The sequence below is a fragment of the Saccharothrix sp. CCNWYY140 genome, assembly GCF_037401995.1.
GTDB lineage: Bacteria > Actinomycetota > Actinomycetes > Mycobacteriales > Pseudonocardiaceae > Actinosynnema.
Window position 1 is genome coordinate 6,119 of the sequence record NZ_JBBEGC010000072.1, and the last position, 23,090, is coordinate 29,208.

13 protein-coding genes are annotated in these 23,090 nt (G+C 72.4%); 6 read left to right on the plus strand and 7 right to left on the minus strand.

The features are described from left to right. Positions 1-241: 241 nt before the first annotated feature. Positions 242-1,111, plus strand: a complete 870-nt coding sequence (locus WBN91_RS26425) for an LLM class F420-dependent oxidoreductase (RefSeq protein WP_337729013.1) — start codon at positions 242-244, stop codon at positions 1,109-1,111. Between the two features lie 90 nt (positions 1,112-1,201). Here WBN91_RS26425 and WBN91_RS26430 read toward each other — a convergent pair whose 3' ends face one another. From WBN91_RS26430 to WBN91_RS26440, 3 genes are read right to left on the minus strand one after another with little or no spacing between them, the layout of a single operon-like run. Further along, positions 1,202-1,702 (minus strand): pyridoxamine 5'-phosphate oxidase family protein, encoded by a 501-nt coding sequence (locus WBN91_RS26430; protein ID WP_337729014.1) that lies wholly within the window; start codon positions 1,700-1,702, stop codon positions 1,202-1,204. Next, on the minus strand, positions 1,699-2,196 hold the full coding sequence (locus WBN91_RS26435; RefSeq protein ID WP_337729015.1) for a YbaK/EbsC family protein: 498 nt from the start codon (positions 2,194-2,196) through the stop codon (positions 1,699-1,701). Before WBN91_RS26435 ends, WBN91_RS26430 begins: the two co-directional genes overlap by 4 nt. Continuing rightward, on the minus strand, positions 2,193-3,056 hold the full coding sequence (locus tag WBN91_RS26440; protein ID WP_337729016.1) for a 3-hydroxybutyryl-CoA dehydrogenase: 864 nt from the start codon (positions 3,054-3,056) through the stop codon (positions 2,193-2,195). The genes WBN91_RS26435 and WBN91_RS26440 overlap by 4 nt, the downstream gene beginning before the upstream one ends. A gap of 241 nt (positions 3,057-3,297) precedes the next feature. On the opposite strand from WBN91_RS26440, the gene WBN91_RS26445 reads away from it, so the two are divergent. After that, positions 3,298-4,530, plus strand: a complete 1,233-nt coding sequence (locus WBN91_RS26445; protein WP_337729017.1) for a cytochrome P450 family protein — start codon at positions 3,298-3,300, stop codon at positions 4,528-4,530. Between the two features lie 658 nt (positions 4,531-5,188). On the opposite strand, the gene WBN91_RS26450 is transcribed toward WBN91_RS26445, so the two are convergent. Further along, entirely contained in the window at positions 5,189-5,362 is a 174-nt protein-coding gene (locus WBN91_RS26450) for a hypothetical protein (protein ID WP_337727830.1), read from the minus strand. Positions 5,363-5,480: 118 nt separating this feature from the next. Between WBN91_RS26450 and WBN91_RS26455 the strand changes: the two genes are divergently transcribed. Next, entirely contained in the window at positions 5,481-6,278 is a 798-nt protein-coding gene (locus WBN91_RS26455; protein ID WP_337727831.1) for a GntR family transcriptional regulator, read from the plus strand. After that, a complete protein-coding gene (locus tag WBN91_RS26460; RefSeq protein ID WP_337727832.1) occupies positions 6,275-7,045 on the plus strand; it encodes a glycosyltransferase family A protein in 771 nt (256 codons plus the stop codon). The genes WBN91_RS26455 and WBN91_RS26460 overlap by 4 nt, the downstream gene beginning before the upstream one ends. A 24-nt stretch (positions 7,046-7,069) precedes the next feature. On the opposite strand, the gene WBN91_RS26465 is transcribed toward WBN91_RS26460, so the two are convergent. The 3 genes from WBN91_RS26465 to WBN91_RS26475 form a co-directional block, all read right to left on the minus strand. Then, on the minus strand, positions 7,070-19,318 hold the full coding sequence (locus WBN91_RS26465) for an SDR family NAD(P)-dependent oxidoreductase (protein ID WP_337727833.1): 12,249 nt from the start codon (positions 19,316-19,318) through the stop codon (positions 7,070-7,072). A gap of 40 nt (positions 19,319-19,358) precedes the next feature. Next, positions 19,359-20,573: a cytochrome P450 gene (locus tag WBN91_RS26470; protein WP_337727834.1), complete on the minus strand. Its 1,215-nt coding sequence runs from the start codon at positions 20,571-20,573 to the stop codon at positions 19,359-19,361. A gap of 102 nt (positions 20,574-20,675) precedes the next feature. Continuing rightward, complete coding sequence (locus WBN91_RS26475; RefSeq protein ID WP_337727835.1) at positions 20,676-21,455, minus strand: AfsR/SARP family transcriptional regulator; 780 nt, start codon at positions 21,453-21,455, stop codon at positions 20,676-20,678. Positions 21,456-21,955: 500 nt separating this feature from the next. Between WBN91_RS26475 and WBN91_RS26480 the strand changes: the two genes are divergently transcribed. Then, entirely contained in the window at positions 21,956-22,129 is a 174-nt protein-coding gene (locus WBN91_RS26480) for a hypothetical protein (protein WP_337727836.1), read from the plus strand. Positions 22,130-22,337: 208 nt separating this feature from the next. Continuing rightward, complete coding sequence (locus WBN91_RS26485) at positions 22,338-23,087, plus strand: thioesterase II family protein (RefSeq protein ID WP_337727837.1); 750 nt, start codon at positions 22,338-22,340, stop codon at positions 23,085-23,087. Positions 23,088-23,090: the final 3 nt, after the last annotated feature.

Consider the following 23,090-nt stretch of genomic DNA (forward strand, 5'->3'; position numbering starts at 1 on the left):
CCGCCGAACCGCCCGTCGCCGAACCGCGTGCCACCGAACCGCCTGCTGCCGGGCCGACCGGGGCCGGGGAGTCGCCCGGACCGCGCTGGTCAGGGCGGTCGCGTCCGGTCCGGCGCGGCGGTGACGACCCCGATCCGGAGGAGGGCCGGACGTTCCTGTCCGACGCCTGGTGAGCCGGGGATCGTGTGAACTTCAGGTTGCCCCTTGTGCTGGAGTGCACTCCAGTTCCTAGGCTGGCGGGGTGCGCTTGGGAATCCATGTCATCGAATTCACCGTCCCCGACGGCGCGGCCGGTATCGCGCCCGAGTTGGCGAAGGTCGGCCAGGCCGTCGAGGCCGCCGGAGCCGCCCGCCTCTCCGTGATGGACCACTTCTTCCAGATGGACGGGTTCAAGCCGGCCACGGACCCGATGCTGGAGGGCTACGCGACCCTCGGCTTCCTCGCCGCCCACACCTCGGCCGTGCAGCTGGGCCTGCTGGTCACCGGCGTCACCTACCGCCACCCCGGCCTGCTGGCCAAGATCGTGTCCACTGTGGACGTGCTGTCCGGCGGGCGGGTCGAGCTGGGCATCGGCGCGGCCTGGTACGAGCGGGAGCACCTCGGCCTGGGTGTGCCGTTCCCGCCGCTGTCGGAGCGGTTCGAGCGGCTGGAGGAGGCCATCCAGATCTGCTTGCAGATGTGGGACCCGGAGAACAACGGATCCTTCGACGGCAAGCACTACCAGCTCACCGAGACCCTGTGCTCGCCGCAGCCGATCCGCCGTCCCCCGATCATGATCGGCGGTGGCGGCGAGAAGAAGACGCTGCGGATGGTCGCCCAGTACGCCACCGCGTGCAACCTGTTCAGCGGCGACAAGGACCAGGTCCGGCACAAGCTCGACGTGCTGCGCGCCCACTGCGACCGGCTCGGCACGGACTTCGGGGCCATCGACAAGACCATCACCTACCGCCCCACGCCGACGGTCGAGACCATCGACGACTTCCTGCGCGACATCGCCGACTACGGCGAGCTGGGCATCGACACGGTGATCCTGGTCCCGCCGGGCGACGCCCCGGCCGCCTGGGTCGAGCAGGTCGCCACGCCGCTCGTCCCGCGCCTCGCGGACCTGTAGCCCCGGGTACCCGGCGGACCGGTCCACCCCGGTCCGCCGGCGCGCTCCCGCTCCTGGCCGCGCGCCCACGAGCACAGTCCGCCGGCCTGTTCAGGGGAGTGGGACCTCCACGCGGCGGTCGATGCGGTCCTCGATCCACCTCGACGTGTCGATGAGCCAGATCCGGTCCACCGCCACCTGGTAGATCCGGTGCTCCGCCGGCGCCAGCAGCGCGGTCACCGGCAGGGTGTACTCCGCCCGGGACGCCTCGTCCGGCAGCAGGGCGTCGTAGAAGGCGGCGTGGTGGGCGCGCACCTCGTCCTCGGTCAGTTCCCGGCACGTCCCGGCGAACTGGGCACCGTCGACCTCCGTCAGCGACTCCCCGGTCACGAACAGGGACCCGCTCACCGCCGGCCGGGCGGCGACGTCCCGGCTGTGCCTCGACCCGACCGCCGAGCCGAACAGGAACCGCAGCGGATCGGGCAGCACGGCGTACTGGAGCACCGCCGACCACGGCTCGCCGGACGCCGACACGGTGGCCAGCGACAGGTACTTCGCCTCGCCCAACACCCGGCGCAAGCGCGCGCCGAGGACGTCCGCTGGCGCGCTCATCCCGTCTCCGCCAACGGCTCGCCGGCGATGTCCTCGACCCTCGGTCGGGCCAGCCGGACGTAGTCCCGGGTGTCCAGCGCGACCGAGACGTCCAGCCGCGCCGCGTTGAAGAACATCTCCGGCTCCTCCAACAACGTCCGGTCGACGACCAGTTCCAGGTCGTCCCGGAAGGTGAACGGGACGATGGTGCCGCTGACGCACCCGGACAGCTCCTCCGCCGTCTCCCGGGTCGCGAACGACACGTACGTGCCGCCCCACAGCTCGCGCAACGCCTCCAGCGCGACCAACCGGTCACCAGGCACCACGGCCAGCAGGAAGCGGTTCACCTTCTTGCCGTGCTTGACCCGCGCCACGATGCACTTCGCCGCCTGGGACAGCGGGTGCCCGCGCAAGCGGCTCGCCGGCGACGTGACGCCCTCCGGCGCGTGGTGGATCAGGCGGTACCGCGCGCCACCGGCGTCCAGCAACCCTACGAGCTCCTCGTGCGGCGTCATCGTGGGTACTCGTAGAAACCTCGGCCGGTCTTCTTGCCCAGCAGGCCGCCCGACACCATGCGCGCCAGCAGCGGCGGCGGGGAGTAGTGCGGCTCGCGGTACTCCTTGTAGAGCGACTCGCTGATCGCGGCCACGATGTCCAGGCCGATCAGGTCGATCAGGCTCAGCGGTCCCATCGGGTGCGCGCAGCCCAGCGTCATCGCCTTGTCGATGTCGGCGATCGGCGCCATCCCGGACTCCAGCATCCGCACCGCGGACAGCAGGTACGGGATCAGCAGCGCGTTCACCACGAAACCCGCGCGGTCCTTGGTGCGCACGACCTGCTTGCCCAGCGCCTCGGTGACGAACACCTCGGCGCGGTCCACGGTGGACGCGTCGGTGAGGACCGACCCGACGACCTCCACCAGCGGCAGGACCGTGGCGGGGTTGAAGAAGTGGAGGCCGACCACGTTCTCCGGCCGGCTGGTCACGCCGCCCAGCTGCACGATCGGGAACGACGACGTGTTGGACCCGAGGATCGCGTGCTCGTCCTCGACCACCTTGTCCAGCGTGGCGAAGACGTCCAGCTTCACCGACTCCTGCTCCGACACTGCCTCCACCACGAGCTGGCGGTCGGCGAAGTCGCCCAGGTCCGCGGTGAACGAGATCCGCGCCAGCGCCGCGTCCCGGTCCTCGGCGCCCAGCTTCCCCTTGCCCACCAAGCGGTCCAACGACGCGGCGAGCCGCGCGCGCCCGGCGTCCCGCGACGCCGGCCGCGACACTCCGACCAGCACGTCCAGCCCGGCGCGGGCGCACAGCTCGGCGATCCCCGCGCCCATGACCCCGCACCCGACCACGCCGACCCGGCTGATGCTCTCCATTGTTCCCAGCTTCCTCACGTGAACGGTGTGCCGTGGAATGTCGAACGAGCAGGACGGGATCGCCGCCGCCTCTTCCATCGAATTGCGAAAGACTGTGCCCGCAACACTAATCAGGCGCGTCCGGGCACGGCAATGACCTGCGCGTTCGTCGAGCGGAATTCCAGTGCGCGATTACCCTGCGATTTCTGTGCGGGCGGTAGTTTCGTGGTGTTTCCAGTCATCTTTTTCCCGGAGGCGCACGATGATCGACTTCAGCGCTGCCACCACCGCGAAGATCGACAGCCGGGGTGGCAAGTGCCTGTACGCCCAGATGGACCAGTTCCGGGCGGCGGGTCCGGCCGTGGCCGTCGAGCTGCCGGAAGGCATGTCGGCGTGGTCGATCTCGCGCGGCGACGTGGTCCGCAAGCTGCTGACGCACCCCGGGGTCTCCCGGAACGTCAAGAAGAACGTGCCCAGCTACTCGCCCGGCGTGGTGCAGTGGCTGTCGCCTTGGGTGGACATGGAGTCCATGTCCACCGCGGAGGGGCGTGAGCACCAGCGCCTGCGCCAACTCGTCGCGCCCGCCCTGACCCCCAAGCGGATCGACGCCATGCGCCCGCACCTGGAGGCCATCGCCAAGCGCCTGCTGGACGACCTGGCCGAGCACCCGGCCGACCAGCCGGTGGACCTGCACACCGCGTACTCGCAGCAGCTGCCGACCCGCATGATCTGCGACCTGTTCGGCGTCCCCGACGACCTGCGCCCCGAAGTCCTGCGCATCCTGCGCGTGGTGCTCAACACCGACAACGTGCCGGAGGAAGAGTCGGCCGCGGTGTTCACCGACATGAACGTGGCCATGCGGCAGCTCATCGACCTCAAGCGCCGCGAGCCCGCCGACGACCTGACCAGCTTCCTGCTCGCCGCGCGCGTGGTCGGCGAGGAACCGCTGGCCGAGCAGGAGCTGGTGGACATGCTCCTGCTGCTCATCGGCGGCGGCAGCCAGACCACCGTGTCCCTGATCGACCACACCGTCCGCGAACTGCTGGCCAACCCGGCACAGCTGGCCGTCGTGCTGGCCGACCCGAGCCGCTGGCCGGACGCCGTCGAGGAGTCGCTGCGCGTGCACTGCCCGGTGGGCTCGCTGCCGATGCGCTGGGCCAAGGAGGACATCGACCTGGGCGAGGGCGTGGTGATCCGGGCCGGCGACGCGATCCTGATCAACTACCTGGCCCACGGCCGCGACCCGAACGTCCACGAGCACCCCGAGGTCTTCGACGTGGACCGCGCCGACAAGGAACACCTGGCGTTCGGCCTGGGTCCCCACTTCTGCCCCGGCGCCCGCCTGGCCCGACTGGAGGCGAACGTGGCGGTGCCGGCCCTGTTCGCCCGCTTCCCGAACCTGGCGCTGGCGGTCGCCCCGGAGGAGATCGCACCCCTGCACTCCTTCATCGCCAACGACGTGGCCGCTCTTCCGGTGCTCCTCAACCACCGCTGAGCCCCCTCCGCTGGGAAGCCCCGACCTGCTTTTCCGCCGAAGGCGCTACGCCCGAAGGGCGGGGGGCTCTTGCGTTCCGCCAAGCGGCAGCGACCACGGGAAGGGCCTCGGTTTCTTTCCCCGTCCGGCCTGGGCGAAGCCCAACCACGTTTCGTTCTTTTTTGCAACCACGCTTTACCGGTTGCGAAAAAGAACGAAACGTGGTTGCCTCCGGCAGGCTGGGCGGGGAAAGAAATCGACGCCCTTCCCCCCGGGGGCCTGCCGCGCGGCGAGCGCTGCTTTTGATCTTGAGAGCGCGCAGCGCGTTCGGCTTGAGAGCGAAGCGTTGCGTTCAAAGATCTTGAAGAGCTTGAAGAGCGAAAAGGGCCTCGCCGGCGGGCAGGCCGCCAAGGATGGACGGAAAAGAAAGGGCGGGGGCTTCTTCCGTCATCCCCGTATGGCCTGGCGGAGCCAACCACACTTTCCAGGGGTTGCCGCTAAAACTTTTTGCTCGTTCCTCGCAAAAACTTTCGGCTGCAACCCCTGGAAAGTGTGGTAGCCCTTCGGGCAGGCCATACGGGGATGACGGAAGAAGCCCAAGTCGGGAGGTCTGCTGCGCGAGCCCTTCGAAAAGCGCGCGCCCTGCGGGGCGCGAAGGGGCGTCTTGCGCATTACTCGTCTAGAGGTTCTGGGCGAACTCGATCAACGACTCCAGCACTGCCCGCATCACCCGCGCCGACGCCTCCGGCGCGGTGATCAGGCAGAACACCAGCGCCGACACCAGTGCCACCCGCCTGACGCGGCGCCCGCGCACGTCCTCGATGACGAGTGGACCCATCCGCTGCTTCGTCATGTCCCCTCCAGGTGCACTTGCTGTGACCGGCCTCACTGGTGTCCCGGTGTTGCGGTGCAGCGTAACACCAGTGTTCCCGTGTTGCGCAACACCCGAACGGGCGCGTTAGAGTCTGGTGGTGAGCACGAAGGCGGACATGGAGTTCAACACCTCGTCGGGCGTACCGATCTGGCGGCAGGTCGCCGACCACCTGGCCGACCGGATCCGCACCGGTGACCTGGCGGTGGGCGATCGCGTCCCGTCGACGCGCGAACTCGCCGATAGCTTGAACGTGGCCATGAGCACGGCGCTCAAGGCTCTCGGTGAACTGCGCGAGCAGGGCCTGATCAGAACCGATCGCGGGCAGGGCTCGTTCGTGGCCAAGCGCCCGATGCTGGTGCGGGTCAGCTCGCGCCGGTACCGGAACTCGGCGGACGGGGTCAGCCCCACCACCGCCGAGTTCAAGCGCCAGAACGAGGGCATCACCCTGGCCGGCCGGGCGTCGGTGGAGCGGGCGCCGGCCCGGGTCGCGCGTCGCCTCGCGATCGCCGAGGGTGATCCGGTCTCCCGGATCGACTACTTCTGGCGCGACGAGCAAGGCCCGATCCAGCGCAGCACGCAGTGGGAACCCCTGGCCGTCACCCGCGGCACGCCGATCGAAGTCCCGCCGGAGTCCGGGCACCCGGACGTCATCGCGCGGTTCGCGGGCATCGGTGTGCGGGTGACCCGCGTCCTCGAGGAGACGCACTCCCGGATGCCGACGGCGGCGGAATCCGGGGAACTGGAGATCGGCGAGGGAATCCCCGTGTTCTACCTCGAGCGAACGCACCTGGCCGGCGGTCTCCCGGTCGAAACGGCCGACATCACGATCCGAGGTGACCGGATGACGATCGCGACGGAGCACATCGTGTCCGAAGGCGAGGTCGACGCTGGATGAACGTGGTCAGCGTCATCACCGCCGTCGACCCGGAGCGCAGCAAACACCTACCGGAGACGTGGGAGTCGTTGCGCTCACAGCGGTTGCCGGTCGGCTGGTCCTGGGAGTGGCTGGTCCAGTGCGACAGCGTCGCCCGGGAAGACCAGGACGTCGTTCGGTCCGTGCTGCCGTCCGACGACGCCCGGATCTCTTTCGGCGCCTCCCGGAAGGGCGGGCCTGGTATCGCCCGGACGATGGCTTTGGCACGGGCGGGTGGTGACCTCGTCAAAACGTTGGACGCGGACGACAGGCTGACCCCCGGCGCACTGGCCCGGGACATCTTCGGGCTCTCGCAACCAGGCGTCTCGTGGGCGGCGAGCAGGGTCGTGGACGACCGCGATGGAGTGCGCAGCCCGCACTACCCCTACGACCCCAGCCCCGGGCGCATTCCTTCCGGTGCCGCCTACCACGCCTACACGACCGAGTCCTTCCGGATCCTGGTCCACCCCGCAACGCTGTGCATCTCCCATGCCACGCTCGTCGCACTCGGTGGGTGGATGGCGCTGCCGGCGTCCGAAGACACCGGGTTGCTGATGGCTTTGGACGCCGTCTCCGACGGGTGGTTCACCGACGAGGTCGGCATGATCTACCGGCGGTGGGAACCGCAGATGAGCGCCAGTGCCGCTCATGCCGATCCCGACGAGTTGGCCGCTCGTCGCGGGATCATCGTCAAACGAGCCGACGCGCTGAACCGCCTGCTGGCCGACTGGCGAGTGCCCACCTCCTGACAGCCCCGCGCGTCGCGGCGGGGGTCAGGCGATGTCCAGTTCGTTGTCGAGGATGTCGAAGATGTCGTCGGCCGTCGCCGTGCTGAGGTCGGCTTCCTCCTGCGGCGTGGACCTGTCGCGCCACTTCGTGAGGAGACGTTGCAGGGCGGTGGCGATGTCGGCGTCGGTGGTGTCGGCGTCTACCAGGTCGAGGGTGGCTTCGAGGCGGGCTATGCCGTCCACCGCGGCGCGCATCCGGAGTGTCGCCTGGCTGCCGCCCAGTTCCTGGAGCAGGAGTTCGACGAGGGCCGCGGGGGTCGGGTGGTCGAAGGTCAGGGTGGCGGGGAGGCGCAGGCCGGTGGCGGTGTTGAGGCGGTTGCGGAGTTCCACCGCGGTCAGGGAGTCGAAGCCCAGCTGTTTGAACGCCGTGTCGGGCGGGATGGTGTCGGTGGTGGCGTGGGCCAGGACCGCGGCGACGTTGGTGCGGACGACGTCCAGGAGCAGGTCGCGTTGTTCCGGTTCCGCTAGTGCCGCCAGGCGGTCGCGCAGGGGGGTGGCGGGGGTGGTGGTTTGTTTGCGGGACTTGGTGAAGGTGCGTAGGGGTGGGGCGACGGTCGTCGCGGCGCGGAGGGTGGTGAGGTCCAGTTTGATCGGCGCCACGACGGGTTCGGCGGATCGGATGGCCGCGTCGAACAGGGCCAGGCCTTCCGTCACGGTGTGGGGGAGGACCCCGCCGCGGGTGATGCGGGCCAGGTCGGCCTCGGTCAGGTGGCCGGACATGGCGCTGTCCTGCTGCCACAAGCCCCACGCCAGGGACGTGGCGCGAAGGCCGGCCGCCTGGCGGTGGGTGGCCAGGGCGTCGAGGTAGGCGTTGGCCGCCGCGTAGTTCGCCTGGCCGGCCGTGCCCAGGAGGCCGGTGGCGGAGGAGAACAGGGCGAACAGGTCCACGTCGCCGACCAGGTCGTGCAGGTTCCGGGCCGCGTCCACCTTGGCGCGCAGCACCGCGTCGACGCGGGCCGGGGTCAGGGACTCGATCGTGCCGTCGTCCAGGACGCCGGCCGCGTGGACGACGCCCACCAGGTTCGGCAGGGTGTCCAGGAGAGCGGTCAGGGCGTCACGGTCGGCGGCGTCGCAGGCCACGACGTCCACGCGGGCGTCCAGTTCCGCGGCGAGGTCGAGGGCTCCGGGCGCGTCCGGGCCTCGGCGGGAGGTCAGGACCAGGTGGCGGGCGCCGTGGGCGGTCACCAGGTGGCGGGCCAGGTCGGCGCCCAGGGCGCCGGTGCCGCCGGTGATCAGGACGGTGCCGGCCGGGTCGAACAGGCGTCGGTCCCCGGTGGGCTTCAGCTTGCCCAGGCGCGGCACGGTGAGGGTGCCGCGGCGGACCGCGACCTGGGGCTCGCCGGTCGCCACGGCCGTGCCGACGTGGGTGGCGTCGTCGGTGTCGACCAGCACGAACCGGTCCGGGTGCTCGGTCTGCGCCGACCGCACGAGGCCCCACACGGCCGCGCCGGCCGGGTTGGTGCCGTCGGTCGCGCCCCGGGTGACGAACACCAGCGGGGAGCGGTCGCCGGGCAGCCACTCCTGGATCGCGGCCAGGGCGTGGTGGACCGCCGCGCGGACCGCGTCGGGGGCGTCGCCGGCGCCGACCTCGACCACCTCGGGCGTGTCGACCGGGCCGGACGGGGTCGGGACGGGCACCCAGTCCAGGCGGTAGAGGGAGTCCACAGTGGACAGGTCTTGCGCGCTGACCGGGCGGGCCGTCAGGGACTCCACGGTCGCCACGGGGGTGCCGGAGGGGTCGGCGAACGACAGCGCGTAGGTGTCGGGGCCGGTGGGGCTGATCCGCACGCGCAGGCCGGTGGCACCGGTCGACGTCACGTGCACGCCGTGCCAGGCGAACGGCAGGCGCACGCCCTCGGCGTCGAGGAACAGGGTGTGCAGGGCGGCGTCGAGCAGCACGGGGTGCAGGCCGAACCCGGTCGGGACGCCGTCGGGCAGGGTGACCTCGGCGAGCAGGTCGTCGCCGTGCCGCCACACCGCCGTCAGGCCGCGGAACGCCGGGCCGTAGTCGACGCCCAGGTCCGCGATCCGTTCGTACAGCTCGTCGACGGACGCGGCGACGGCGTCGGCAGGCGGCCACTCGGCGGTCCACCCCGTGTCGGGTGCGGCGGCGGTGGACAGGACGCCGGCGGCGTGCTGGGTCCAGGGCTCGTCGTCGGGGGCGGTCTCGGGGCGGGAGTGGATGCGGACCGGGCGGGCGCCGGACTCGTCCGGCTCGCCGACCTCGACCTGCACCCGCACCGCGCCCTCGGCGGGCAGGACCAGGGGCGCGTGCAGGGTCAGTTCCTCCACGACGTCGAGGTCCACGTGGTCGGCCGCCCGCCGGGCCAGCTCCACCAGCGCCGCGCCGGGCAGCAGGACCGAGCCCAAGACGGCGTGGTCGGCCAGCCACGGCTGGTCGCGCAGGGACAGGCGGCCGGTGAGCACCGCGCGGTCCGAATCGGCGAGGCCCAGGACCGCGCCGAGCAGCGGGTGGTCCGCCGCGCCCAGGCCCAGGCCGGTCGGGCTGCCGGTCGTCTCGTCGGTGACCAGCCAGTACCGCTGGTGCTGGAAGGCGTAGGTGGGCAGGTCGACCTGTCCCGCGCCGGGGAAGAAGGCCGCCCAGGCTACGGGCACGCCCCGCGCGTGCAGCCGGCCCACCGCGCCGACGACCGCGGTGACGTCGTCGCGGTCGCGCCGCGTGGCCGCCACGACTTCGTCGGAGTCCACCATCGCCGACAGTGCCGCATCGGGTCCGACCTCCAGGAAAGTGCGCACTCCCTTGTCCCGCAACGTGTCCACGGCGTCCGCGAACCGGACGGCGGCGCGGGCTTGGCGCACCCAGTAGTCCGGGGTGGGCGTGTAGGGCTCGCCGGTGACGGTGGAGACGAGGGGAGTGGTGGGTGGGTGGTGGGTGATGCTCTCGGCGACTTCGCGCAGGTCGTCGAGCATCGGTTCCATGAGCGGGGAGTGGAAGGCGTGGGAGACGGTGAGGCGCTTTGTCTTGTGGCCTCGGGTGGTCAAGGTCTCGGCGGCGGCGAGGACTGCTTGCTCGGTGCCGGAGAGGACCACGGAGTTCGACGCGTTGATAGCGGCGATGGCGAGGTCGTCGGAGAGCAGGTCGGTGACCTGCTCCTCGGTCGCCTGGACCGCCAGCATCGCACCGCCCGCCGGAAGGGCCTGCATCAACCGGCCGCGAGCGGCGACTAGGCGGGCGGCGTCGACGAGGGTGAACACGCCAGCCGCATAAGCCGCTGCGAATTCGCCGATGGAGTGGCCCGCGAGGTAGTCCGGCTTGACGCCCCAGGAGGTGAAGAGGCGGTGCAGGGCTGTTTCGAAGGCGAAGAGGGCGGGTTGGGTGTAGCCGGTGTCGTGCAGTTCGTCGGTGTGCAGGACCTCGGCCAGTGGCTTGGGCAGGTGCGGGTCCAACGCCGCGCACGCCTCGGCGAACGCTTCGGCGAAGACAGGGAACGTGGACAGGGCCGCGCTCATGCCCAGCCGTTGTGAGCCCTGGCCGGTGAAGAGGAACGCCAGAGCGCCGTTGCGCACCGCGTCGACCACCACGCCCGGAGCGTCCTCGGCGTTCGCCAGGGAGGCGAGTCCGCGCAGCAGGTCCTCGCGCGAGGTGCCGGTCACGACGGCTCGGTGGTCGAAGGCGACCCGGCCCGTGGCCAGGGTGTTGCCGATGTCCACCAGGGGCTGGTCGGTGACGTGGTCGAGCAGGCGGCGGGCCTGGTCGCGCAGGGCGGGTTCGGTGCGGGCCGAGAGGACCCACGGCACGATCGGAGCGGGCTCGCCACCGGACACCGGTGCGGCCGGCGGCTCCTCGATGATCACGTGCGCGTTGGTCCCGCTGACGCCGAACGACGACACGCCGGCCCGGCGCGGGTGCCCGTTCACCGGCCACTCGGCGGGCTCCGTGAGCAGCTGCACGGACCCGGCCGCCCAGTCCACCTTCGGCGACGGCTCCTCGACGTGCAGGGTCCGCGGCAGCACGCCGTGCCGCATGGCCAGCACCATCTTGATGACACCGCCGACGCCGGCGGCGGCCTGGGTGTGGCCGATGTTGGACTTGAGCGATCCCAACCGCAGCGGGGTCGCCCGGTCCTGGCCGTAGGTGGCGAGGATGGCCTGCGCTTCGATCGGGTCGCCCAGCACGGTGCCGGTGCCGTGGGCCTCGACGGCGTCCACTTCGGACGGCTGGAGGCCCGCGTTGGCCAGCGCCTGGCGGATGACCCGCTGCTGGGACGGCCCGTTGGGTGCGGTGAGGCCGTTGGACGCGCCGTCCTGGTTCACCGCCGAGCCGCGCAGCACGGCGAGCACGCGGTGCCCGTTGCGCCGGGCGTCCGACAGCCGTTCCACGACCAGGACACCGACGCCCTCGGCCCACGCCGTGCCGTTCGCGGTGGACGAGAACGCCTTGCACCGCCCGTCCGGCGCGAGCCCGCGCTGCTTGGAGAACTCCACGTACAGGCCGGGCGTGGCCATCACGGTCACGCCGCCGGCCAGCGCCAGCGTGCACTCCCCGGACCGCAGCGCCTGCGCCGCGAGGTGCAGGGCGACCAGGGACGACGAGCACGCGGTGTCGACGGTGACCGCCGGACCCTCCAGCCCGAGCGTGTAGGCCACCCGCCCGGACGCCACGCTGCCCGCGGTGCCGGTTCCCCAGAACCCCTCGACGCCCTCGGGCACCGCGCTGGAGCGGGCCGCGTAGTCGTGCGTCATGAGCCCGGTGAACACGCCCGTCGCCGAGCCGCGCAGCGCGTCCGGCTGGAGGCCGGCGCTCTCCAGCGCCTCCCAGCAGGACTCCAGGAACACGCGTTGCTGCGGGTCCATCGCCAGCGCCTCGCGGGGGCTGATGCCGAAGAAGTCGGCGTCGAACCGGGCCGCGTCCAGCAGGAACCCGCCCTCCCGGACGTAGCTGGTGCCGGGGGTGTCGGGGTCCGGGTCGAACAGGGAGTCCAGCGCCCAGCCGCGGTCGGTGGGGAAGCCGGTGATGCCGTCGCGGCCGGTGGCGAGCATGTGCCACAGGTCCTCGGGCGAGCTGACGCCGCCGGGGTAGCGGCACGCCATGCCGACGATCGCGATCGGCTCGTCCGCGGGCCGGGCCGCCACGACTCGTTGTTCGTCCACGTGCCCGCCGAACTCGCCCATCAGGTGCTCGGCGACCGCTTCGGGGGTCGGGTGGTCGAAGGTGAGGGTCGCGGGCAGGCGCAGGCCGGTCGCGGTGTTGAGCCGGTTGCGCAGCTCGACCGCCATCAGGGAGTCGAAACCCAGCTGCTTGAACGGGTTCGCGCCGCCGATCGAGGCCGGGTCGGGGTGGGCGAGGACGGTCGCGACCTGCGCGCGCACCAGGTCCAGCAGGGTCCGGCGCTGCTCCTCCGCGCTCCGGCCGGCCAGCTCGCGGGCCAGGCCGGAGCCCGTCCGCGTGGCGGCTTGGCGGCGGCGCGGCACGCGGGCGAGGCCGTGCAGGGGTGGTGCGGGATGGGCGGCGGCGCGCACGGCGGCCACGTCGATGGTGACCGGCACCAGGTGCGGTTGGCCGGACCGGCAGGCCGCGTCGAACAGGGCCAGGCCGTCGGCGACGCTGTGCGGGAGGAGGCCGCCGCGGGCGAGCCGGGCCAGGTCCGCCTCGCCGAGGGTGTGCGACATCGCGCCGTCCTGGTCCCACAGGCCCCAGGACAGGGCGGTCGCGGCGAGGCCCTCGGCGTGGCGGTGGGCGGCGAGGCCGTCGAGGAACGCGTTCGCCGCCGCGTAGTTGGCCTGGCCGGCCGTGCCGACGATGCCGGCGACCGACGAGAACAGGACGAACAGCTCGACGTCACCGGCCAGTTCGTGCAGGTTGAGGGCCGCGTCGACCTTGGGCCGCAGGACGGTGTCCAGGCGGTCCGGGGTGAGGGATTCCAGCACGCCGTCGTCCAGCACGCCCGCCGCGTGGACCACGCCGACCAGGTCGAGCGGTTCCAGCAGGGCGGCGAGGGCGGCACGGTCGGCGGCGTCGCAGGCCACGACGTCCACGCGGGCGCCCAGTTCGCCCAGTTCGGCGGCGAGGTCGAGGGCTCCGGGGGCGTCCGGACCACGGCGGGAGGTCAGGACCAGGTGGCGGGCGCCGTGGGTGGTCACCAGGTGGCGGGCCAGCACGGCACCCAGTCCGCCCGTGCCGCCGGTGATCAGCACCGCGCCGGCCGGGTCGAACAACGGGGTGTCCGAAGTAGACGGTGTGTGCTTGGCCAGTCGCGGTGTGGTCACCACGCCGGCGCGGACGGCCAGCTGGGGCTCACCGGTCGCGATGGCGGCGGTCAGGAGTCGTTCGGACGGCTCGGCGCCGTCGGTCTCGACCAGCGTGAACCGGTCCGGGTGCTCGGTCTGCGCGGAGCGGACCAGGCCCCACGTGGCCGCGCCGGCGAGGTCGTCGCGCACGACCACGGCGAGCCGGCCGCCGGTCGCCTGGAGCTTCGCCAGGGTCGCGGCCAGGGACTCGCGCACGGCCTCGGCGGTGTCGCCGGGCGGGGCGCGGAAGACCTCGACGTCAGTGTCGGCGGACGAGGTCGCCACCGGCACCCACTCGGTCGCGTAGAGCGCGGGCGTCGGGCCGGTGGTGGTCGTCGACACCGGCCGCACGGCGACCGCGTTCGCCGACAGCACCGGGTTGCCCTCGTCGTCGAACGCGGCCACGCGGTAGGCGTGCTCGCCCGCCGGCGTCAGCTGGACCCGCAGGGAGGACGTCCCGGGCTGGTGCAGCCGCACCCCGCGCCACGAGAACGGCAGCCACGCCTGGCCGTCGAGGTCGAGCAGCATCGGGTGCAGAGCCGCGTCCAGCAGGGCCGGGTGCACGCCGAAGCGCACCGCGCCGACCTCCTCCTCGGGCCGCAGGGCGACCCGCGCGTGCAGTTCCGACCCGCGCCGCCACACCTCCTGCACGCCCTGGAACGCCGGGCCGTAGCCGAAGCCCCGGGCCAGGAGCCAGCCGTAGAAGTCGTCCACCTCGACCGGTTCCGCGCCGGCCGGCGGCCACTGCCCGGCCGGGGCCGGCAGCGGGATCTCGTCGGGGGTCAGCACGCCGGACGCGTGGGACGTCCACTCCTGCCCCGGCTCGTGGTCGGCGGGCTGGGAGTACACGCCGAACTCGCGCCGGCCGTGCTCGTCGGGCCGCCCGATCCACACCTGGAGGTTCACCGGGCGCTGCCCGAGGACCAGCGGGGCCTGGAGCGTCATCTCCTCGACCACCGCGCACCCGGTGTGCCGCGCGGCCTGGGCCGCCAGTTCGAGGAACGCGGTGCCGGGCAGCAGCACGGCGTCCGCGACCGCGTGGTCGGCGAGCCACGGCTGGGCCTGCGGCGACAGCCGTCCGGTGAGCACGAGCCGGTCGGTGTCCGTCACGCCCAGCACCGCGCCCAGCAGCGGGTGGGCGGCCGAGGTCAGGCCCGCCGCGCCGACGTCGCCGCCGTCCGCCGGGCGCAGCCAGTAGGACCGGCGCTGGAACGCGTACGTGGGCAGCTCGACGGTCGGTGCGCTCGGGAAGAACGCCGTGCCGTCCACTGTGGACCCGGCGGCGAACAGCCGGCCGAACGCCTCCGCCGCCGTGCGCCGCTCGTCCCGCTTGGCGCGGGTCAGCGGGATGGCGGTGTCGGGCACGAGCGCCGACAGCACGGCGTCCGGGCCGATCTCGACGTAGGTGGTGACGCCGGTCAGCGCGTCCACGGCGTCGGCGAACCGCACGGCTTCGCGGACCTGGCGCGGCCAGTAGTCGGCGGTCGGGGTGAACGGGCGGCCGGTGACCGTGGAGATCAGCGGGATCGTCGGGGTGTGGTGGGTGATGCTCTCGGCGACTTCGCGCAGCTCGTCGAGCATCGGTTCCATCAGCGGCGAGTGGAAGGCGTGCGAGACGGTCAGGCGCTTGGTCTTGTGGCCCCGGGCGGCGAGTTCTTCGGCTGCCTTGAGGACCGCCGTTTCTTCGCCGGACAGCACGAGAGAAGTGCGGGTGTTGACGGCCGCGATGGCGACTTGGTCGGACAGGAACTCGGCGACCTGCTCTTCCTCCGCCTGGACCGCGACCATCGCGCCGGTTCGGGGCAGGGCCTGCATGAGCCGGCCTCGCGCGGCGACCAGCTTGGCGGCGTCTTCCAGCGAGAACACGCCGGCGACGTGCGCGGCGGCCAGTTCGCCGATGGAGTGGCCGATCAGGTGGTCCGGCTTGACACCCCAGGAGGTGACCAGGCGGTGGAGGGCCGTCTCGAAGGCGAACAGGGCGGGTTGGGTGTAGCCGGTGTCGTGCAGTTCGTCGGTGTGCAGGACTTCGGCGAGTGGCTTGGGCAGGTGCGGGTCGAGGGCGGCGCAGGCCTCGGCGAAGGCGTCCGCGAACACCGGGAACTGCTTCAGCTCGTCGCCCATGCCCAGGCGCTGCGAGCCCTGGCCGGTGAACAGGAAGGCGGTCTTGCCGGGCGTGACCACGGTCCCGGGCTCGCTGCCGGAGGCGACCGCGATGAGGGCGGCGACCAGCTCGTCACGGTCCGCACCGACCACGGTGGTGCGGTGGTCGAAGGTGACGCGGGTGGTGGCCAGGGACCGGCCGATGGCGGCGATGTCCTGGTCCGGGTTGGCTTCGACGTGGTCGAGCAGGCGGCGGGCCTGGTCTCGGACGGCCGCCTCACTGCGCCCGGACAACACCCACGGCACCACCACCGGCCCACCCGCAGCCTCCACGCTGACCGGTGACGGCGTGGCGGGGGCCGGTGGTTCTTCGATGATCACGTGGGCGTTGGTGCCGCTCATGCCGAACGACGACACGGCGGCCCGGCGGGGGCGGTCGGTCGTCGGCCACTCGACGGCGTCGGTCAGCAGTTCCACCGCGCCCGCAGACCAGTCCACCTTGCGGGTCGGTTCGCCGATGTGCAGGGTGCGCGGCAGCACGCCGTGGCGCAGGGCCATCACCATCTTGATGACGCCGCCGACGCCGGCCGCCGCCTGGGTGTGGCCGATGTTGGACTTCAGCGAGCCCAGCCACAGCGGGGTCTCGCGGCCCTGGCCGTAGGTGGCGAGCACGGCCTGGGCCTCGATCGGGTCGCCCAGCGTCGTGCCGGTGCCGTGCGCTTCCAGGGCGTCCACATCGGACGGTCGCAGGCCCGCGTTGGCCAGCGCCTGGCGGATGACCCGTTGCTGCGACGGGCCGTTGGGCGCGGTGAGGCCGTTGGACGCGCCGTCCTGGTTCACGGCGGACCCGCGCAGCACGGCGACGACCGGGTGGCCGTTGCGGCGCGCGTCGGACAGCCGTTCCAGCACCAGCATGCCCGCGCCCTCCGACCAGCCGGTGCCGTCGGCGTCGTCGGAGAACGCCTTGCACCGGCCGTCGCGGGACAGGCCGCCCTGCCGGGAGAACTCGGTGAACGTCTCGGGACCGGACATCACGGTCACGCCGCCGGCCAGCGCCATCCCGCACTCGCCGGACCGCAGCGCCCGCACCGCCAGGTGCAGCGCCACCAGCGACGACGAGCACGCCGTGTCCACGGTCATCGCCGGGCCTTCGAGCCCGAGCGCGTAGGCGATGCGGCCGGACGCGACGCTGCTCGCGATGCCGGTGATGAGGAAGCCGTCGACGCCGTCGTCCTCGCTGTGCCCGCCGCGCCCGTAGTCCTGCACCGGCACGCCGGCGAACACCGCCGTGTCGCTGCCGCGCAGCGAGCCGGGGTCGATGCCCGCGCGTTCCAGCGCCTCCCACGCGGTCTCCATCAGCACGCGCTGCTGCGGGTCCATCGCGAGGGCCTCGCGCGGGCTGATGCCGAAGAACTCGGCGTCGAACTCGGCCGCGTCGTGCAGGAAGCCGCCCGCGCCCGCCGCCGAGGTCCCTGGGCCGTCGCCCGCGAACAACGCCGTGAGGTCCCAGCCCCGGTTGGTCGGGAAGTCGCTGATCGCGTCCACGCCGTCGGCGACCAGCCGCCACAGGTCGTCCGGCGAGGCGACCCCGCCGGGGAAGCGGCAGCCCATGCCGACGATGGCGATCGGCTCGTCGTCCCGCACGGCGACGACGGCCGGGGCGTCCTGCCCGGGCTCGGGTGCCGCGCCCAGTTCGCCCAGCAGGTGGTCGACCACGGTGTCCGGGGTCGGGTAGTCGAAGACGAGGGTCGCGGGCAGGTCCAGGCCGGTGGCGGCGCTGAGCCGGCCGCGCAGCTGCACGGCGGTCAGCGAGTCGAAACCCAGGCGGCGGAACGGGGTTTCGGCGTCCAGCACGGCCGGCGCCTGGTCGCCCAGGACCGCTCCGGTCTCGGCGTGCACGAGGTCCAGCAGCACGGCGGCCCGGTCGGCTTCGGGCGTGGCCAGCAGGCGGGCGGTCAGCTCGGCGCGGACCGCGCACGTGTCGACGGCGGTGTCCGCCACGCGTCCGACGACCACGCACGGCTCGTCGGCGGCCAGCGCCGCGTCCAGCGCGGCGGCCCGGCGCTCGGCGGGCAGCGGGGTGAAGCCGGGTGCGGACCAGGCCAGGGAGAGTCCGGGCAGGCCGCGCTCACGGCGTTGCGAGACCAGGTCGTCGGCCTCGGGGGAGCGCTCGGCGGACAGCACGACGAGCCGACCGGGGTGGTCGGCCAGGGCTTCGAGGTCGGCGTCGAACGCGACCACGACATCGGCGTCGGACGCGACCAGGACGTCGGCGTTCTGCTCGACCTCGCGGAGGTCGTGCGCTTGTGTCAGGTGGCGGACCAGCGCTTCGTCGCGGCCGACGAAGGAAACCGTGCCGCTCAGAGCCGTGCCGGGCACCGCGCGCACCGGACCGTCGGACGTGTGCAGGGTGCCGTACTCGGTGGTCGCCACGCCCAGCAGCCGCGCGGGCAGGTCGGACAGCAGGTGGCGGATCGGGGTGCCGGCGGTCGTGCGCGGGATCGAGCGCACCGCGTACACCTCGGCGGGCAGTGCCACACCCGCCGCGCGGCAGGCGTCCACCACCGCAGCACTGTCCACATCGGACCCGACGACGTACGCCACCGGGCCGGCGGCGCAGGCCGCGTCGACCACGCCGGGCACCGCGCGCACCACGGCGTCCAACTTGTCCAGCCGCACCTTCAGCTCGCCCACGGTCACCAGGTCCGTGAGCCGTCCGGTCACCGCCAGGTACCCGGACTCGTCGCGCCGCGCCAGGTCACCGGTGCGCAGCCAGCCGCCACGCAGCGCGTCGGCCGTCTCGGCGGCCAGGTTGTGGTACCCGCCCGCCATCACGTTCGGCCCGGAAACCCAGACCTCGCCCTCCTGACCCGGACCCAGGTCCGCGCCGGACACCGGGTCCACCACCCGCACGCTCAACCCCGGCAGCGGCAGGCACCGCCGCCGCGGGTCGCCGTCCGGCCAGCTCACCGCGATCGGCCCGGACGTCTCCGTGGTCGCGTAGACGGTGAGCAGGGGAGCGGAGAACGCCTCCTCGAACACCTCGCGCGCCGCCGCGTCCACCGCGCCGACCACCAGCCCCAGCCGGACCCCGACCGCGCCGGGGCGCGGGGTGTCCAGCAACGCCCGGTGCGTCAACGGCGTGCCCGCCACGACCGTGCTGCGGTCCTCGGCGAGCACGCGCCGCAGCTGGTCCGGCGCGAGACCGGACGCCAGCCGCACCGACGCGCCCATCGCCGTGGCCGCGACCAGGAACGAGAGCCCGGCGTGCACCGGCAGCGGCCAGAACAGCCGGTCGTCCGGGGTCAGCCCGAGCTGCACCGAGTACGCCGTCGCCGCCGGCCACAGCGCGTTGCGCTGCGTGGACAGCACACCCTTGCGCGGACCGGTCGCCCCCGCCGTGTAGGTCAGGAACGCCAGGTCGTCCAGGGTGAGGTCGTCCCGGGCCGGCGTGGCCGGCTCGGTCGTCGCCAGCTCCTCGAACGAGTGCGCGCCCGCGAAGTCCCCGTCCACCACCAGGTTCAGCGGTGCGACGCGGACCGCGCCGGCCGGGTCGGTGATCACCGTGTCCGCACCGGCGTCCTCGACCAGCCGCGCCAGCTCGGCGTCGTCCAGCTCCGGGTCCAGCGGCACGGCGATCCCGCCCGCCCGCACCACCGCCAGGACGGCCTCCACGGCGGACACGCCGCCCAGCAGGACCACGACGCGGTCCGACGGCCACACGCCGAGGTCGGCGAGGTGACCGGCGAGCCGCCCGGTCCGGGCGTCCAGCTCGGCGTGGGTCACGCTCCGCCGGGCGTCGGCGTAGGCGGTGCGGGCGCCGGACCTCCCGGCGTTGGACCGGAGCAGTTCGGGCAGGGGCCGGAGCAGGTCGGTGCGCGGCATCGTTCGGCAACCTCTTGTCGGCGAAGGGCGGAGCGGGGTGTCAGACGGTGACGGGCAGGTGCATCACCGCGGGCAGCAGCGGCGAGTTGCGCAGCCGCAGCGTCGTCGGGTCGGCGGCGAGCTTGATGTTCGGGAACCGGGTGAACAGCTTGCGCAGCGCGGTGACCACCTCGATGCGCGCCAGCTCCGAGCCCGAGCAGAAGTGGGCGCCGCCGCCGAAGGCCATGTGCGCCTTGTCCGCGCGGTCCAGGTCGAACTTCTCCGGCTCGGGGAACCGCTTCGGGTCGTTGCCCGCGGCGGTCAGGTGCAGGTACACCGTGTCGCCCTTGGCCACCTTGGTGCCGCCGATCTCCAGGTCCTCGGTGGCGAACCGGCGGAACCCGTGGTGCACCGAGCCGTGCATCCGCAGCAGCTCCTCGACGGCAACCTCGAACTCGTCCGGGTTGGCGCGCAGGCGTTCCAGCACCTCCGGGCGGTCCAGCAGGGCCAGCGCACCCCGGCTGATCATGCCCGCGGTGGTGTCGTAACCGCCCAGCAGCGTCAGCAGGGCCAGGCTCATCACCTCGAACACGGTCAGTTCCGGCTCGCCGTCGGCGTTCTTGGCGTGCACCCAGTACGACAGCAGGTCGTCGGTCGGGTTTTCCTTCTTCTGCTTGCGCACGTCGTTGACGAACATCGACAGCTTCTCGCGGGTCATGGCGTTGATCTGCTCGTCGCCGCCGAACGCGAGGTCGCACCAGTGCTTGAGCTCGGCGCGGTAGTTCTCCGGGATGCCGAGCACGTCGCAGATGATGGTGATCGGCAGGAGCGCGGCGTAGTCGTTCACCAGGTCGCCGCCGCCGGCGGCCTCGATCGCGTCCAGGCGGGCGTCCACGATGTCGTCCACGCGGGGGCGGAACGTGTCGACGTTGCGGGGCAGGAAGGTGAAGTTCACCATCCGCTTGAGACGCGTGTGCTGCGGCGGGTCGGTGGTGACGATCGTGCCCGTCGCCTCGCCCTCCGGGAACCGCTTGGTGGTGAAGGTGTCCGGGTTGGCGTACTCGCGCGGTCGCGCCAGGCGCTTGTCCCGCAGGCCGGCGTGCACCTCGTCGTAGCCGGTGACGATCCACGCCGGGTCCTGGTCGTCCAGGCAGATCCGGTGGATCGGACCTTCCCGGTGCAGCGCGGCGTACAGCGCGTAGGGCGCGTACGGGGAGGCGTAGTAGTCGTCGTCCAGCGGCATTTCATGCCCGTGCACGGGGCACTTGTCGGTCATGTCGTCCTCGCTTGGGGGTTCGGGCCGGCGCGGACCGCGCACGCAGCCCATGCTGCGCGGGACCGCTCCACGGTCGGGTAATCACCGGGGTGAGCGCGGTGGTCAGCCCACCAGCGCGGGGACCTGGATGGCGGCGTCGTGCTCCAGGATGCGCTGCTGGAGTTCCTGGAGACCGCGCCCCGGCTCCAGGCCGAGACCGTCGATGAGCGCCTCGCGGGTGCGGCGGTAGACGCGCAGCGCGTCGGCCTGCCGCCCCGACCGGTACAGCGCCAGCATGAACTGGAGGCACAGCCGTTCCCGCATGGGTTCGGTCGCGGTCAGCACCTCCAGCTCGGGGGTGATCTCGCGGTGCCGGCCGCACGCCAGCTCGGCGTCGAGCCGGTCCTCCAGCGCGGACAGGCGCTCGTCCTCCAGGGCGGTCAGCTCCGACCAGCAGATGCCGGTCTCCACGAGGTCGGCCAGCGCCCGGCCGCGCCACAGCGACAGCGCCTCGCGCAGCCGTTCGGCGCCCAGCGCGTGGGAGCCCTCGGAGATCGCGGTGCGCCCGTCGCGGACCAGCGAGCGGAACACGAACAGGTCCACCGCCTGGACGTCGACCCGCAGCTGGTAACCGGGCCGGTGGGTGCGCAGGAGCGGGGTCGTCGTCGGATCGGTGTTGGCGGCGAGCATCCGGCGGATGCCCGACACGGCGTTCTGGACCATCTTCCGGGCGGTCGGGGGCGGGTTGCCCTCCCACATCGCCTGGAGGATCTGGCTGGTCGGCACGACCTTGTTCGCGTGCAGCAGGAGGTAACCGAGGATCGCGCGCTGCTTCACGCCGCCCAGTTCGAGCTGGGCGCCGCCGTCGACGACCTCGGTGCTCCCGAGAACGGAGAACTTCATGGACTCACTCCCCGAGATAAGCCGGAACCGCGTTTGACGCACACCGGAGCTTCCCACCAACGGCAACTGCCGGGACACCCCTAGGTAGGCCGGTGGAATTCGTAGGGGCATGGCATGGGCATTCCCTCGAATATGCGCAGCACCTGGTCAGCCATTGTGCGCCCAGGGTCGGGTGTGAGGGCGTCACATACCCGCCGTGAGCCGGTCACCCGGAAGTGGTGAACGGGGTCCCGGGGCCGTTCGGAGTGCTTAACGCCGCTGGTGGGAGCCAGCGCGGCGATAAGGGTCGGCCATGCGCCGCCAGTGCCCGCGGTCGGGTTGCCGGAAGGTGTACCCGAGGTGATCGGCGAAGGCGGGTATGAGTATTTCACGGGTGGGCTGTGAGGAAACGGCGGGCGATGGGTGAGGTGCGGCCTTGTCGCGGAACCCGCTGATCCAGCACCTTTTGTGTCGAACGTCGCCCACCACACCGAGCGAACTTCCCGCGAGGAGACTTCCCCATGCCGATCATCGCGAATGAGATTGTCCGGGCGTTCTTCTTCGAGGGCGCCGAGGCGCCCGCCGCCGGCGCTCTCTCCGTCGACGTGCTGGACAGCTGGACCAACACCGGCATCGCCGCCGTCCGCCCGACCACGATCAGCTGGAGCGAGGGTCAGAGCGGCACGTGCTACTGACCGCACCTCCCGGGCGCGCCCACCTGCACACGGTGGGCAGCGCCCTCGCCACCCACCACGACTGGAACCGCGAGGCCGCGTCGGCTTGTCGGGGGCGTTTCCCGACGATCACGTCCTTCGATCGGCGGGAAACGGCCCCGACAAGCCGACTCCCACGCGGCCTCGCCGCGACGCCGGAGGCGGCGCCATCAAAGACAGGGTTTTCGAGATGTCCGAAACGGAACTGTGGATCCGCCGGTTCCACCCGGCCGACGACGCGGCGACCAAGCTGCTGTGCCTGCCGCACGCCGGTGGGTCGGCTAGCTACTTCTTCCGCGTGGCACAGGAACTGGCGCCTGAAGTCGACGTGCTGGCCGTGCAGTACCCCGGTCGGCAGGACCGGCAACGCGAGCCCGGACTCACCTCGATCCACGAGCTGGCCGACCGCCTGGTGGCTGCCGTGCTGCCGCTGATCGACCGGCCGATCGCGTTGTTCGGGCACAGCATGGGCGCCACGCTGGGCTTCGAGGTCGTGCGGCGGCTGGAGGGCCTGGGTGTCACGCCCACCGCCCTGTTCGCATCCGGTCGGCGCGCGCCGCACCGCAAGCGGCTGGAGCGGACCCACCTGCGCGACGACGCCGGCCTGATCGCCGACGTCCGCGCGCTCGCCGGCACCGACACCGCGCTGCTGGACGACGAGGACGTGGTGCGCATGGTGCTGCCCGCGATCCGCTCCGACTACACCGCCGCCGAGACCTACGAGTTCCGGCCCGGCCCGAAGCTGTCGTGCCCGATCGTCGCGCTGGTCGGCGACGCGGACCCGCGCGTGACGCTGGAGGAGGCGGAGGGCTGGCGCGAGCACACCGACGCGTCCTTCGACCTCGCCGTCCACCCGGGCGGCCACTTCTACCTCAACGACTCGATGCCGGCCGTCCTGCGCCGGATCACCGACCACACCCGGGCAGCCGCTACGAGGTGAGAG

Bases quoted from the DNA above. Each gene is read 5' to 3' on its own strand.
- WBN91_RS26430 (WP_337729014.1), bottom strand. From the start codon at position 1,702: ATGAGCGCGCCAGCGGACGTCCTCGGCGCGCGCTTGCGCCGGGTGTTG.
- WBN91_RS26480 (WP_337727836.1), top strand. From the start codon at position 21,956: ATGCCGATCATCGCGAATGAGATTGTCCGGGCGTTCTTCTTCGAGGGC.
- WBN91_RS26440 (WP_337729016.1), bottom strand. From the start codon at position 3,056: ATGGAGAGCATCAGCCGGGTCGGCGTGGTCGGGTGCGGGGTCATGGGC.
- WBN91_RS26470 (WP_337727834.1), bottom strand. From the start codon at position 20,573: ATGACCGACAAGTGCCCCGTGCACGGGCATGAAATGCCGCTGGACGAC.
- WBN91_RS26460 (WP_337727832.1), top strand. From the start codon at position 6,275: ATGAACGTGGTCAGCGTCATCACCGCCGTCGACCCGGAGCGCAGCAAA.
- WBN91_RS26435 (WP_337729015.1), bottom strand. From the start codon at position 2,196: ATGACGCCGCACGAGGAGCTCGTAGGGTTGCTGGACGCCGGTGGCGCG.
- WBN91_RS26445 (WP_337729017.1), top strand. From the start codon at position 3,298: ATGATCGACTTCAGCGCTGCCACCACCGCGAAGATCGACAGCCGGGGT.
- WBN91_RS26485 (WP_337727837.1), top strand. From the start codon at position 22,338: ATGTCCGAAACGGAACTGTGGATCCGCCGGTTCCACCCGGCCGACGAC.
- WBN91_RS26465 (WP_337727833.1), bottom strand. From the start codon at position 19,318: ATGCCGCGCACCGACCTGCTCCGGCCCCTGCCCGAACTGCTCCGGTCC.
- WBN91_RS26475 (WP_337727835.1), bottom strand. From the start codon at position 21,455: ATGAAGTTCTCCGTTCTCGGGAGCACCGAGGTCGTCGACGGCGGCGCC.
- WBN91_RS26450 (WP_337727830.1), bottom strand. From the start codon at position 5,362: ATGACGAAGCAGCGGATGGGTCCACTCGTCATCGAGGACGTGCGCGGG.